Source organism: Rhizobium sp. BK316 (assembly GCF_014193695.1).
GTDB lineage: Bacteria > Pseudomonadota > Alphaproteobacteria > Rhizobiales > Rhizobiaceae > Rhizobium.
In genome coordinates, this window is sequence record NZ_JACHZR010000001.1 from 1,382,739 (window position 1) to 1,396,454 (window position 13,716).

Below are 13,716 nucleotides of genomic sequence, written 5' to 3' on the forward strand. Positions count from 1 at the left end.
GTTTCACCGGCTGCATCAGTTGCGCTTGGGCTGAAGGCCGAGGATTTGGCGCACGCCGTCCTTGGTGAAGGGCTGCTTCAATTGGCTGAGAAAACCGGGAGCGATCTGTCCCTTGATCCCGATATCCGTCGAGGATGGCCGGTCAGGATTGAAATAGGTGCCGAAGAGCTGGTCGAACAACACGACATTCTCGCCGTAATTCGTATTGCCCTCGCGGAGATCCTTCGAATGGTGCCAGCGGTGAAGCCGGGGCGTGCTGAAGACGAGGTCGAAAAACCCGGTTCGCATGTCCACATTGCAATGGGTCAGGATGCCGATGAAGGCGGTGACGGCGCCGAGCCACCAGAAGACCTGCAGCGGTGCGCCGAGAAGGTAGAGCGGGATCTGGCTCAACGCGATCTTGAACAGCGAATCGACGACGTGGAAACGCCCGGTATTGACGACCCAGAGACGGGTGACGCTGTGATGCAGGGCATGGAAGCGCCAGAAGAACAACCGCTCATGGGCGATGCGATGCGCCCAGTAGAGGCCGAACTCGGCGATGATGACGGCGAGGGTCGCCTGGAAGAGCATAGGCCACGATGACGGCCAGAGGCTGAACTGCATGGCGGCAAGCGGCTGCAGCAGGCCGGCAGCGAGCATCGGAAAGATCGCTGCCGAGAGTGCCGCCAGCTGCACCAGCCCCTTGGTCAACACTGTGTGCGCGATATCGTTGACCGTTTCGCCATCCGCCTGGAGCCAGCGCTGCTCGTAGGGAATGGCGCGTTCGAGCAGAAAGAGGATGAGGACCTCGCCTGCATAGACGGCCGAGAAGACAACGATCGGTCGATCGCCGGCGAAGGCGAAATAGGCGCCCGTCAGGCCGGAGAAAAACACCAAGGGCCAGGACAGATAAGCAAGGGCACGTTTTACGGCTGCGGCGGCTTTCGGCATCAATGTCATTTTCCCTCAGGAGCTCACCGGGTTTCGAGTCAATCGCCCAATTCCTGCCCGGATCGCCCGCGGCCGTCGCTGCACGGATCGATCCGGTAAGGCCCTCGGCCCGGTGTTCCTGCCAGTCATGCCAAAGATCAGGATGATCGGCAATCACCTGCGTCATCGCCTCGCGGAACGATGCAGTCAACCTGTGGATGGAAGATTGCGGTGGCATTGCGTGGCGCTGGCGATTGTGACCAGTTGCGCGATAGCCCCTCGAGAGGGTGCATGATCCTCGTGCACGAAAGCCCCTGTTCATGAAGCGAAAGGGACAAGGCCCGGGAACACAGGCCGCTCCTCAAATGGGGAACGGCAGGCAGGCACTCTCCTGGTTGGTTCCGAACACAATTCTCACAGCAGAATCATAAGCCCACTCCGGACGCCGCCGCACCACGCATTCGTGTCTTGAGACTGTCGCCCGCCTTTGCCAGATTGCCGACAGCGGCCTCCGCGCTGCTTCAATAAAATCAAAGGGATTGGTCCATGAAACGCGATATTGAAATCACGACGGCTGACGGTGTTGCCCAGGCTTCACTTTTCCGCCCTGACGGCAGCGAGGGCAAGGCCTTGCCCGGCGTTCTCTATTATATGGACGCGCTCGGACCGCGCGATGGCCTTGACATCATGGGCGAGCGCCTGGCGAATGCCGGTTATGTCGTGCTGATGCCCGATCTCTTCTATCGCTTCGGCGAATACGGCCCCTTCGACGGCTCCTCCTTCGGCAACGAGACCTCGCGCGCCGAGATCATGAAGATGATCCGCGAGACGACGCAGGAGATGACCAAGAAGGACAGCGAAGCCTTCCTCGATGCGCTCGAGGCCGAAGGCGTTTCCGGTCCGGTCGGCGCCGTCGGTTATTGTATGGGCGGCGGTCGCGCTCTGACGGCAGCGGCCACTTATGCCGACAGGATCGCGGCAGCCGCAAGCTTCCATGGCGGCAATCTCGCAAGCGAGGCGCCCGACAGCCCGCATCGCCTGGCTGGCAATATCAAGGCGCGCGTCTATGTCGGCGTTGCCGGCGTCGATGGCAGCTTCCCGCCCGAACAATCCGCTCGCCTCGCCGAGGCGCTGCGCACCGGCGGCGTCGACCATATCATCGAGAACTATATCGGCATGTCGCATGGCTGGACCGTTCCCGATCGCGGCGAAATCTACAGCGAAAAGGGTTCTGAGCGGCACTGGAAGCGCCTGCTCGAACTTTTTTCCGAAACACTCGCCTGAGATCGATGATTGCGATCCCGCCCGGCCTCGGGCGGGGTCCGCGAGGGCGCTTGTCGTAAGCACCGGATTTTTACTTAGGCTGTCGGTACTTTTATGCATAGGCTTTTGAGTCGGAAATAAACTTGAAGTCATAAACTTTCTCATTGAATTTTTGAAGAACATTCGCTCTATTGTAGTGGGAAATCAGTACTCAAAATTTTCTTGATATGACTTCGGAATAAAAGTCCGGAGGCTGATACTTATTGTCTGGAGGCAGTAGTGACAGAGGATAGCCAAGTACCGGAATTCCAAATTGGCCTCGCGATGGCGGGTGCCATCTCGGCTGGCGCCTATTCGGCCGGCGTATTCGATTTCCTGGTGCAGGCGCTGGAAGCCTGGGAGGTGGCAAGAGCCGATCCGGTCTTGGCGCCGGCAATTCCCAATCACCGGGCTGCGATCAAGGTCATTACCGGCGCGTCGGCCGGGGCGATCACCGGTGCCCTGGGAGCCGTCGCTCTGGCCGGGGGGATTCAGCCGACAGCGGCGAACACCGGCGGGACCTCGACACAGACATACAAATACCTTCTGCCGAACCTCTACGATGCCTGGGTGGTCCGCCCGCAAATGCTTTCGACGACCGGGCGAGCCGATTTTCTCGATACCAGCGATCTGCAGGACGGGGGCGACGTCGTTTCGGCCCTGAACAGCGAGGTGCTGATTTCGATCAAGGATGCCGCATTGAAGATCTCGGCCATCGCTCCCCCCTATCCCTATGTTTCCTCCACGCTCGACGTCTACCTGACGATCTCCAACCTTCGCGGCGTACCCTACACGGTGAGCTTCACCGGCGGTGACTATGGCATGATGAGCCACGGCGACCGTGTCCACTATCGTCTGCTGGGACTTGGAAGCTGGACGAGCCCGAGCGCCTTTGCCGATAGTGACACGATGCGCAAGCTCGACGTCAAGTCGCTGCTCGCCGGCGGACAGCCGAGCGCGGAATGGAAGGATTATGCCCTTGGCGCGGTGGCATCGGGAGCCTTTCCGCTTGGACTTTCTTCCCGTGAATGGATCGCGCATGTCGACGATTACCAGGGAAGGAACTGGCCACTTGCCGATGCAAGCTACGTCAGGGAAAGGATGAAACCGGCATTTCCAGCCGATTGGGAAAAGCAGCGCGCATTCCCTTTCACGGCGGTCGATGGCGGCCTGATCAACAACGAGCCATTCGAATTTGCCCGTTATTGCCTCATGCAGGATCCGGGCACACCCAATCGGCGCGAGGGATCCCAGGCCGACCGAGCGGTGATCATGATCGACCCGTTCCCCGAGCCTCCGCTGTTTCCACCCGATGGGCAGCCGGCGGGCGACCTGGTGAGCGTTCTTATGGCGCTCTTGCCGGCATTGCGCACCCAGACGCAGTTCAAGCCTTCAGAAGTTGCGGTTGCGGCAACCGACGGGATCTTCAGCCGTTTTCTCATCTGCCCGCATCGTGTGCCGCCTGGGGGAACAGAGGAAGCTTACAGCATCGCGTCCGGATTGCTCGGTGGCTTCGGCGGCTTCCTCTCGCAAGCGTTTCGCGACCACGACTACCAGCTTGGGCGACGCAACTGTCAGAAGTTCCTGAAGGATTCCTTCGTCGTCCATGGAGACAACGACATTGTCAAAGCCTGGCCGGATGCAGCGCGTGCCAACGAGGATTTTCGCGGCAGAGACATCGAAAACAAGCCGACCTTCCAGATCATACCGCTTTTCGGCAACGCAGCCGACGTGGTCGACTATCCGCAATGGCCGCGCATCAGCGAAAAGGATTTCGATGACCTGCAAGCCGCAATCGAGCGGCGCATCGAAAAGTTGGGCGCGGCGTTGATTGCCCAGAAAGGGCCGAGCTGGTGGTTGCGCCGCCTTATGACATTCGGCTTTTATTGGGGAAAGAAACGCGTCTTCACCTTCGTCCGGCTGACGCTTCTTGCCGATCTCGTGCGACGTGACCAGTTGAGCGAATGGAGCTTCCCGAAATCATGGAAGCGGCCAGAAGCGACGGAGACCGAAATCAGACTGGTCCTGGCCGCATTGCTCAACCCGACATTCGATTTCAGGAACGAAGCCGGCATCGCCAAGTCCACCGGCCTGGATGTCGCCAAGGTTCGCGACATTCTTGCCGCCTGTCAAACAGACAAGAACGCCCGCTTCTTCGTCTGGCGTGCTCCTTGGACCGACAAGGCGGGAAATCCCGTCTTCGCACTCGCCTCGCGAAAGCCGGCTGCGATCTGGCGCGTGCCGGGCCTGCGTCAGCTTGGTAACTGGTTCACGGCTCCGACGATCGATCCTCCGGGCGTGTGAAGGAGACGGATATGTGGAACTCGGCAGTGCTCGACGTCGGCATCGGACTCGCACTTATGTATCTGCTTCTGGCGCTCGTCTGCAGCGTCGTCCAGGAGCTCATCGCCAACATCACCAGTTGGCGAGGCCGCCATCTGCTGACAAGCATCAAGACGATGCTCAACGATCCCAACCTGACCGGGCTTGCAAAGCGTGTCTACGCCGACCCTCGCATCAATCAGCTCACGCTTCCCGGCAAGCTGCCGAGCTATATCCCGCCGGCTGCCTTCGCCAAGGCACTCGCGGATATCGTGGCCGATGAAAAAGGGATGACATCTTCCGTCTTCGACGGCCCGCTCGCTCCATTTGTGAGAGAGGCTCAAGGCGATGCCGACAAGCTGAAGGCTGCACTGGAGCAGTGGTACGACGATGCGATGGACCGTTTCGGAGGATGGTACAAGAGAAACGTACAGCTCGTGATCCTGGCGATTGCGGCGGTGGTGACCGTCGGATTGAACGCCAATACCATCGAGGTCGCGCGGCAGATCTGGGCGCAGCCGGCGCTTCGGGCTGCTCTGTCGTCTCAGGCGACACGTCTGGCGGCCACCGATAAGCCAGACGCACTCATTCCAACGCAGGATGCTTCCGGTCCCGACGTCAACGCCGTCTTGGGCGAGATCGACCAGAACCTTCCGATAGGGTGGACGACAGCGGATATCGACCGCCTGATGTTTGGGACCACCGTGGCAACCAGTGCGGACGGAAAGGTGCAGAACGTGGCACTCTCAAAGGGAGAAAGGGCATGGGCATGGATCAAGCATGTCGCCGGCTGGCTGCTGACGGTCCTGGCGCTCTCACTTGGAGCACAGTTCTGGTTCGATACTCTGGGCAAGGCAATCGGCATTCGCGCCGCTGGTCCAAAACCATCAGAAAAACAGGATGCGGCTGGCTGAGAACGTGTCCACAAGCACGGCAGCCGGGCACCATGGTCCGGCGTCTCATTGGCCCATCCTGAACCTGGCATGGCAGGTCGTGCAGGTCTGCAGCATCAGGTGGAAGACATGCTCGGCGGGGATGGAGGACAGCGCCGCCTCGTTCCGGACATGTGTCCCGAGCGGACCGCCGCCCATCGCCTCGCCGGGCTTCATCCGCATGCGGTCGGTCATCGGTCCGGGATTGTCGGCGGCAGCGGTCTCGAGTGCGCGCGCATAATCCCTGAGATCGTCCGCCAGGCGCTCGAAGCGCTCGCGCTCCGCCCCGATCTCCGGCTTTGTCTTTGACTTCGGGTCATCCAATCCGCTGACGAAATGATCGGCCAGCGCATCGCCAGACCTCGCGGCAATGCTTCCGGCGGCGTTTCGGAATTCCCCCGACGAATAGCTCGCGGGTTCCCGGAACATCTCGGCCATCGTCTTGGCGGCCGCGGCCATGGCTTTCATATCGGTCTGCCGAAGCGCGACCACGCCGTCCGCCGCAAGCCCAAAGGAGGCGCATGCGGAAATGATGACCAGGAGCCCCGTGACAGGCAACAGCTTAGATATGATCAAGAAAGCCTCGCACGTGTGAGTTCCGCCGAAAGGAGATCGGCGGTCCATCATCTCGGCTGCGAAGCGGGCGGAAAGAGGGCGCTGCGTCTCTTCTAGGCGGCCATGCGACTGCAGCTCTCGGCGCAGCGGCGGCAGGCCTCGACGCAGCTCTGCATGTCGCCGATCCGCTTGCAATCGTCAGCGCATTGGGCGCAGATTTCGGCGCATTCGCGGCAGACATGCTTGTGATGCTCCGAGCCGATCAGCATGAAATGCGCCGAGGTCCGGCAAATCTCCGCACAGGCCATCATCAGCTTGAAATGCGCAGGCTTGGTGTGCTCCCCGCCCAGTTCCAGGCAGTGGCTCATGGCCATCGAAAGGCACTCGCTGTAGCAGGTCAGGCAATTGTCGATGCAGGCCTTCATTTCGCTCGACATATGATGCATGGCATTATCTCCTATCCGGCTTCCTGTCCGCCGCATTGAACAACAGGGGGCAGGCCATGGCGGCGCGATCCTCAAACAGTGGAAAACTCGTCGAAACGGCATCGTCGCCGCGTTCATTACGCCGTCTAACAGCGTCGCCCAGGGAATGTTCCAATTGCGCCAGCGACCGCGGGTTATTTCAAAGTCCACACGGCAGGTCAGCGATGTCTTAACCTCGGGCTGCTAGCCCTTGCGAACCATCGCAACAACGGCCGCATCATGAGACCAGGATATTTCCCCATCCAGATCTGGCTTCACTGGCTGATCGCCCTCCTCGTCCCGACGCAGTATCTGACCGGCGGCAGTATCGAGCGGACCCATCATGCGGTCCACATGGGAATGACGCCCGACCGCTGGGATCTCGTCCAGCACCACCTCCACAATTACCTGGGGATCGGCATAGGCTTACTGATGGGCGTGCGGCTGGCGGTCCGGCTCCTGTGGCCACCCCTGCCGGACGGGCGACCGGCCTCGGCCGCGAAGGCGCTTTCCCGAGCGCTTCATCATGCCTTCTATGCCGCCATCATCGGGCAGGCGGCAATGGGGTTCGTGGCGAGCTACATCTGGTTCGGGATCGCACCTTATCATGTCATCGGCTCCAGAATCATCCTGGCGATGGTCGCGCTTCACGTCGCGGCCGCGGCTTGGCACACTCTGGTTCTGCGCGACGACACCATCGACCGGATGGTCATCGCGAGGAGACCGCCGTCAACCGACAACTCCGAGAACGGCCAGCACGAGGGCGACATAGCGCCCGGTCTTGGCGACGAACACGAGAAGAAGGAACGGCAGCAGCGGTTCGCGCAGCACGCCGGCAGCAACCGTGAGCGCGTCGCCGAAGAGCGGCATCCATGAGAGGAGGAGTGACCACCTGCCGTATCTGCGGTACCATCGCGACGCCCGATCGAGCGCCGCGTCGCCGACGGGGAACCATCGCCGTGACCGGAACCGTTCGACGCCCCGGCCGAGGACCCAGTTGACGACGGCGCCGAGCGTGTTCCCGGTCGATGCGACCGCGACAAGCAGGACCGGCGGATGCTGGCCCGCCAGGACAAGGCCCGCAAGTGCTGCTTCCGACTGCATCGGAAATATCGTCGCGGCCGCGAAGGCTACCAGAAACAGGCCCGTCATGGTCGAAACTGCTGTGAGCATTTTATCTCCTGCCGCCGGTCCAGTCCGGAACATGGGCGGCCATGTCGACAAAGGCATTTGCCGCGTGGCGCCGTCAACCGGTTCGTTGCGTCATGGCCACAGAAACGACGCGAATCGTCGGCACCTGTTTCTTCCATTGAAAGCAGGCCGTTGAAACTGTACGCAGGTCGCATGGGCAGAATGTACCGAATCGCACTGAGCAGATTGTTGCTCGTCGTGCGGCTGGCGATCTTGGCATCGCTGGTCGGATACAACATATCCAGCGCCAGCGCCGCCATGCACGGCTCGGCCTTTCCGGAATTCGAGAACGCCGTCTCAGTTGCAACACCCGAGGCCGGCGACCATCACACGGTCGAGGCGTCGGATCACGACCATCAGCACGACGCTTCGACCGACGACGGCGGCACCAAGCTCGTCAAACAGGAATGCTGCAAGGATTTCTGCGGCGGACTGGGCATCATTTGTGAAGGCCCCGACGTCGGCGGACCCGTCGTTACGTCCATCCGACAGTTTATCGACGATCGTGCAGCCCTCGGCGAACTGCCGTCCCTCCACCGTCCCCCGAATATCTGAATAGAGACGCACCCGTTCGGTCGGGTCCAATCGGTCGCCGCCTGCGTCCAGGCGAGTGCCCGTAGGCTATCTCTTATTCGGAAATTTCATAATGAAACCCTCGCTTTTCGTGGTGGGGCTGCCGCTTGTTGTCGGCGGCTGCGCATCCACGCTTCCTCCCGACGTGGTGGGGTCTTCCCCCGCGGTCGAACAGCCCTCCCCGCCCCCGATCGCGTACCGATCGCCAATGTCAGGCTACGTCACCAGGCAACCCGTCGATCCCAGACCGTGGCGTAGACAGAACGATCTCCAGTCTCCAGCCAATGGAGACGACTCATGATCGGCCTTAAGAAACTGACGACGGCGCTGGCATTCCCGCTGGTATTGAGCGGCTGCGTCACAGGCACCGAGTACTCCGGCAAGGAGGCGGGCTTCACCGCCGTTTCCAGCAAGACCGCCATTGCCACGGCGAAGCAGACCGTCTGGATCCAGAACCAGAGCCAGGCCAGGTCGGCGTCGGCGCAGGTCAAAAGCCTGCTCGCTCGAAAGAAGTCCCTCGACGTCGAGACGGCGGTCCAGATCGCCCTCCTGAACAACAAGGGCCTGCAGGCCGCCTACGCCGATCTCGGCGACAGCGCGGCGGATGCCTGGCAGTCGACGATGCTCATCAACCCGACCGTCTCCATCGGCACGACGGGCATGGGCACCCCGGAACTGGAGGCGTTCAAGACCATCGAGGGGATGATCGCGACGAACATCCTGGCGCTCGCGACGAGGAACCGGGATATAGCGATCGCCGACACTCGCTTCCGCCAGGCGCAGTTGACTGCGGCGGTGAGAACGCTGCAGGTTGCCGCCGACACGCGGCGTGCCTGGATCGGCGCGGTGGCGGCCTGGGAGAACGTCGGGCAGCTCCAGCGCGCCCAGGCGACGGCGGATGCCGCTTCCGAACTGGCGGAGAAGCTGGGTGAGACCGGCGCGATGACCAAGGGCGCCCAGGCGCGCGAACATGTGTTCGTCGCTGAACTGGCCGGAGAAACCGCGAAAGCCCGCCTGGCGGCACGTCTCGCCAAGGAAGAGCTGACACGGCTCATGGGCCTCTGGGGCTCCGATCTTGATTACCAGATTTCGAACGGCCTGCCGCCGCTACCGAAATCCGTGGTCAAACGGGACACCATCGAGGCCGAGGCTCTGAGGAACCGGATCGACCTTCAGGTCGCGAAACTCGAACTCGAAGCCACCGCCAAATCCTACGGACTTACCGAAGCGACACGCTATGTCACCGATCTCGAAATCCTGACCGGCTTTGAAACGGAACGGGAAATCGAGGACGACGAGAAGAAGACGAGGACAACCGCCCAGGTCGAACTGGAGTTTGTCATCCCGATCTTCGACACCGGAAAGGCCCGAATGCGCAAGGCCGAGGTGGCGTACATGCGCGCCGCGAACCAGCTTGCCGAGAAGGCCGTCAACGTCCGCTCGGAGGCGAGGTCCGCCTACGAGGCCTATCGCTCGAACTACGACATCGCGCGACACTACCGCAACAATGTCGTGCCGCTGCGAACCAAGGTCGAAGAGGAATCCCTGCTGACCTACAACGGCATGATCACCAACACCTTCGAGCTGCTGACCGACACGCGCGACAAGATCAACTCCATCCTGCTCGCCGTCAACGCGAAGCGCGACTTCTGGCTGGCCGAAGCCAATCTTGCTCCCGCGATCTACGGCGGTGGCGCGACGACCGCGTCGGCAGAGACCGAAATCGCGGCGGCCTCCGGCAGCAGCGGCGGCGGTCATTGAGAAAGGAACTCACCATGTTCAACAGACGACAATTGTTCGGTGTAAGTGCGGCGCTGCTGGCGGCCGGCGCCTGGACGAAGACCTCGGCGATGGCTCTGCCCGACGCCGCGACAATGGAATCGGCGGACATGCAGCCGCCGCTCCACCCGACCTCCGGCCCGGACTACCAGCCGGTCGTCACCCTCAACGGCTGGACGCTTCCGCACCGGATGAACAACGGCGTCAAGGAATTCCACCTCGTCGCCGAGCCGGTCGAGCGCGAAATGGCCGACGGCATGACCGCCTATCTCTGGGGCTACAACGGTCAGTCTCCGGGTCCGACGATCGAGGCGGTCGAGGGCGACCGGGTGCGCATCTTCGTCACCAACAAGCTCCCGGAGCACACCACGATCCACTGGCACGGCATGATCCTGCCATCCGGTATGGACGGTGTCGGCGGGTTGACTCAACCGCACATCCCCGTGGGCAAGACCTATGTCTACGAGTTCGACCTCGTGAAGTCGGGCACCTTCATGTACCACCCGCATTCCGACGAGATGGTGCAGATGGCCATGGGCATGATGGGCTTCTTCGTCGTCCACCCGAAGGATCCGACGTTCATGCGCGTCGACCGTGACTTCGTCTTCCTGCTCAACGCCTACGACATCGATCCGGGCTCTTACGTGCCACGGATCATGGAAATGACCGACTTCAACATGTGGTGCTGGAACAGCCGCGTGTTTCCGGACATCAGCCCACTCGTCGTTTCCAAGAACGACAGGGTGCGGGTGCGGGTCGGCAACCTGACGATGACCAACCATCCGATCCACATGCATGGCTATGATTTCGAGGTGACGTGCACGGATGGTGGCTGGGTGCGGCCGGAAGCACGGTGGCCGGAGGTGAGCATCGACATCCCGGTCGGGGCGATGCGCGCCTATGAGTTCGACGCCAAATATCTCGGCGACTGGGCGATCCACTGCCACAAGTCGCACCACACGATGAACGCGATGGGGCACGACATTCCGACCTTCATCGGTGCGGATAAGTCGAAGCTCGCAGAGAAGATCCGCAAACTCCAGCCGGAATATATGCCCATGGGCACCAAGGGCATGGCCGACATGGGCGAAATGGAAATGCCCATTCCCGAGAACACCGTCCCGATGATGACCGGCTGGGGGCCGCACGGCCCGATCGAGATGGGCGGCATGTTCTCGGTCGTGAAGGTCCGCGAGGGCATCTCGGCGGACGATTACTCCGATCCGGGCTGGTATGAGAACCCACCCGGGACGCAGGCCTGGGAATGGACCGGTGAGTTGCCGGACGCGACCAAGGCCAAAGACGCGAAGACGCAAATCACGCCGAAGCCGACGAACGGCTGAGGCTCGATATCTCACATCAAAAAAGGATCTATGCATGAAGAATTATATATTGGCACTGGCTCTCGCAGCGCTCGCAACGCCCGCCCTTGCCTCCGGCAACCATGCCGGCGGTCACGACGAAAAGATGGCTGTCGGGGAACCCGGCGATAAGGCCAAGGTGACACAGACGGTGCGCGTCACCATGAAGGAAACCGATGACGGCAAGATGTTGTTCACGCCGGCGGTCCTCAACGTCCGCAAGGGGCAGACCGTCAAGATCGCGATCAAGAATGCCGGAACTGTCGACCACGAATTCGTGCTCGATCAGGAAGACAAAATCCTGGAGCACAAGAAGGTCATGGAGAAGTTCCCCGAAATGGAACATGCCGACGCCAACTCCATCCGCCTTCCGGCCGGCCAGTCCGGCGAGATCGTCTGGAAATTCACCACCGACGGCGCGTTCAAGTTCGCCTGCCTGATCCCCGGTCACTACGAAGCCGGCATGCACGGTGATGTCAGCGTCGCCACAAAGTAGTCCATCGAAAAGGAGCATGAAATCATGAAGACTGTCATCAGACTCGCCATCGCAGTCGTCCTTTCGACCAGCGCGGCATTCGGAGCCTTCGCGCAGGAGTTCACCAAGGGCGTCGTCAGCAAGGTCGACGCCAAGGCGAACAAGGTCACCATCAAGCACGAGGAGCTGAAGAACCTCGACATGCCCGCCATGACGATGGTGTTCCGTGTCGAAGATCCGGGTCTCCTCGCGAAGCTGAAGGAAGGGTCGAGCGTCGAGTTCGTCGCAGAGCGCGTGAATGGCAAGCTGACCGTGACCGAGGTAAAATAGCAACCGCGGCCGCCCGGCCGATCATGCCGGGCGGCGGCAATCGAGGAGTGAAGACAATGCGCAGGAGAAGCTTCATCGCAATGGCCGGTTCCGCCCTGGTATTGCTCGCCGGACGGGCTGGTGCGACCGTCCCGACGGAGATGACCGTCTACAAGGATCCGAACTGCGGCTGCTGCCACGCATGGGCGAAGGCGATGGCCGCCGCGGGCTATTCCGTCGACATCCGCGACACGGACGATCTTGCCGCGGTCAAGGCGCGGCTGGGCGTGGCCGCCGACATGGAGGGATGCCATACCGCCGTCGTCGAGGACTATTATCTGGAGGGCCACGTTCCGCTTACGGCCGTCGAACGGCTGCTGCAGGAGCGGCCTTCGCTGCGAGGGCTGGCCGTTCCCGGCATGCCGGCCGGCTCGCTGGGAATGGGCGAGGATCCTCAGGCGTCCTACGACGTCTATGCGATCCCCTCGGCCGGCGGGGCGCCATACGTATTCATGGAGGTCCGCCCCCGGAAGGGATGACGGCGCGATCGATCGAACCATGCCTGTTGCCGATCAGGAAACCGGAGCGTTGCAGAGCCGCGGATGGCAGGAGTTCACCGTGACCCGTTCGAACCATCTCGTCTCTGTCTAGCGGGCGCCGGCGCTTTCGGCGAAGTAGAGCGGTATGGCAGGACAAGTATCGCCTTGTTGTATGCGTGATGTCGCGATAACGTATACAATAACTAGGACACAGTGAAATCAGATGCCATCCAATCCCGATCGTGTGGAAATTGCCCACCGCACACTGCGACAGGCCATTATCGAGCAGGCTCTCAAAGCCGGGACAAAACTTCCCGAGGACGAGATCGGCCGGCATTTCTCCATGAGTCGAACGCTCGTGCGCACGGTACTTGCCAAGCTGCAGGCGCAGGGGCTGGTCGACACTTACCATAAGCGCACGGCCACCGTCGCCCAGCCAAGTCTTGAGGAAGCACGCGATGCCTTTGCCATTCGCCGCGCACTCGAACGGGAGGTGATGAAGGCCGTCATCAAGCGCTGGAGCCCCGCGATCGAAAAGCTGTTGCGGGAACATGTGCAGGAAGAGGAAGCCGCGCATGCCAAGGGCGATGTGCGGCTGTCAACTCGGCTGGCGGGCGAGTTCCACCTGAAGCTTGCCGAATTGTCCGGCAATACGCTGCTTGAGCGTTATCTCTCCGAACTTGTTTCACGCTGTTCGCTCATCCTTGCCATGTATAGCCGGCCGCATTCCAGCGAATGTGCAATCAGTGAGCATTCCGGTCTCATCAACGCATTAAAAAAGGGCGATCTGGCCAGCGCAGAGCACTTGATGGACGAGCATCTGTCATCTGTCGAAAGCCGCGCACTGATCGAGGATGATCTTGCAAAAGAGCCGGACATCGGTTCCATCCTGTCGCGCTTTTCGAGCCGCGCCACCGGCTGAACTGCCAGTTTTTCGATCACGTATACAAGATTCTGCAAGATATGTAGACAGAGCGCCGTCATGGCCGCGCGACGGCCAGT

General features: G+C 61.3%; 15 protein-coding genes and 1 pseudogene. 12 read left to right on the forward strand and 4 right to left on the reverse strand.

What is annotated here, in order from left to right; translation table 11 throughout:
• Positions 1–15 precede the first annotated feature (15 nt).
• The gene (locus tag FHT87_RS06165; RefSeq protein WP_183800273.1) at positions 16–933 is read right to left on the reverse strand and encodes a sterol desaturase family protein; all 918 of its coding nucleotides are present in this window, start codon (positions 931–933) and stop codon (positions 16–18) included.
• Positions 934–1,458: 525 nt separating this feature from the next.
• Between FHT87_RS06165 and FHT87_RS06170 the strand changes: the two genes are divergently transcribed.
• The 3 genes from FHT87_RS06170 (at position 1,459) to FHT87_RS06180 (ending at position 5,450) form a co-directional block, all read left to right on the forward strand.
• The gene (locus FHT87_RS06170) at positions 1,459–2,196 is read left to right on the forward strand and encodes a dienelactone hydrolase family protein (RefSeq protein ID WP_183800276.1); all 738 of its coding nucleotides are present in this window, start codon (positions 1,459–1,461) and stop codon (positions 2,194–2,196) included.
• Positions 2,197–2,454: 258 nt separating this feature from the next.
• Complete coding sequence (locus tag FHT87_RS06175; protein WP_183800279.1) at positions 2,455–4,518, forward strand: hypothetical protein; 2,064 nt, start codon at positions 2,455–2,457, stop codon at positions 4,516–4,518.
• 11 nt (positions 4,519–4,529) lie between these two features.
• Positions 4,530–5,450, forward strand: a complete 921-nt coding sequence (locus FHT87_RS06180) for a hypothetical protein (RefSeq protein ID WP_183726364.1) — start codon at positions 4,530–4,532, stop codon at positions 5,448–5,450.
• A 45-nt stretch (positions 5,451–5,495) separates the two neighbouring features.
• Here the strand turns inward: FHT87_RS06180 and FHT87_RS06185 are convergent, their stop codons facing one another.
• Complete coding sequence (locus tag FHT87_RS06185; RefSeq protein ID WP_281411201.1) at positions 5,496–6,044, reverse strand: cytochrome c; 549 nt, start codon at positions 6,042–6,044, stop codon at positions 5,496–5,498.
• A gap of 92 nt (positions 6,045–6,136) precedes the next feature.
• On the reverse strand, positions 6,137–6,469 hold the full coding sequence (locus FHT87_RS06190) for a four-helix bundle copper-binding protein (RefSeq protein WP_183726366.1): 333 nt from the start codon (positions 6,467–6,469) through the stop codon (positions 6,137–6,139).
• Positions 6,470–6,727: 258 nt separating this feature from the next.
• Between FHT87_RS06190 and FHT87_RS06195 the strand changes: the two are divergent.
• Positions 6,728–7,198: pseudogene (locus FHT87_RS06195) on the forward strand (cytochrome b/b6 domain-containing protein); the annotation flags it as partial.
• An 18-nt stretch (positions 7,199–7,216) separates the two neighbouring features.
• Here the strand turns inward: FHT87_RS06195 and FHT87_RS06200 are convergent.
• Entirely contained in the window at positions 7,217–7,660 is a 444-nt protein-coding gene (locus FHT87_RS06200) for a YqaA family protein (protein ID WP_246699566.1), read from the reverse strand.
• Positions 7,661–7,831: 171 nt separating this feature from the next.
• Here FHT87_RS06200 and FHT87_RS06205 point away from each other — a divergent pair, with 171 nt between their 5' ends.
• From FHT87_RS06205 to FHT87_RS06235, 8 genes are all read left to right on the forward strand, one after another.
• Positions 7,832–8,233 (forward strand): hypothetical protein, encoded by a 402-nt coding sequence (locus tag FHT87_RS06205; RefSeq protein WP_183726370.1) that lies wholly within the window; start codon positions 7,832–7,834, stop codon positions 8,231–8,233.
• Positions 8,234–8,324: 91 nt separating this feature from the next.
• Positions 8,325–8,552: a hypothetical protein gene (locus FHT87_RS31150; RefSeq protein WP_246698040.1), complete on the forward strand. Its 228-nt coding sequence runs from the start codon at positions 8,325–8,327 to the stop codon at positions 8,550–8,552.
• Positions 8,549–10,012: a TolC family protein gene (locus FHT87_RS06210; RefSeq protein ID WP_183726372.1), complete on the forward strand. Its 1,464-nt coding sequence runs from the start codon at positions 8,549–8,551 to the stop codon at positions 10,010–10,012. Before FHT87_RS31150 ends, FHT87_RS06210 begins: the two co-directional genes overlap by 4 nt.
• 14 nt (positions 10,013–10,026) lie before the next feature.
• Entirely contained in the window at positions 10,027–11,373 is a 1,347-nt protein-coding gene (locus FHT87_RS06215) for a copper oxidase (protein ID WP_183800281.1), read from the forward strand.
• Positions 11,374–11,407: 34 nt separating this feature from the next.
• Entirely contained in the window at positions 11,408–11,887 is a 480-nt protein-coding gene (locus FHT87_RS06220; RefSeq protein ID WP_183726376.1) for a plastocyanin/azurin family copper-binding protein, read from the forward strand.
• Positions 11,888–11,911: 24 nt separating this feature from the next.
• Positions 11,912–12,196, forward strand: coding sequence for a copper-binding protein (locus FHT87_RS06225; RefSeq protein WP_183726378.1), 285 nt, complete (start codon positions 11,912–11,914; stop codon positions 12,194–12,196).
• Positions 12,197–12,252: 56 nt separating this feature from the next.
• Positions 12,253–12,714, forward strand: coding sequence for a DUF411 domain-containing protein (locus FHT87_RS06230; RefSeq protein WP_183726380.1), 462 nt, complete (start codon positions 12,253–12,255; stop codon positions 12,712–12,714).
• 223 nt (positions 12,715–12,937) lie between these two features.
• The gene (locus FHT87_RS06235; protein ID WP_183726382.1) at positions 12,938–13,636 is read left to right on the forward strand and encodes a GntR family transcriptional regulator; all 699 of its coding nucleotides are present in this window, start codon (positions 12,938–12,940) and stop codon (positions 13,634–13,636) included.
• Positions 13,637–13,716 lie beyond the last annotated feature (80 nt).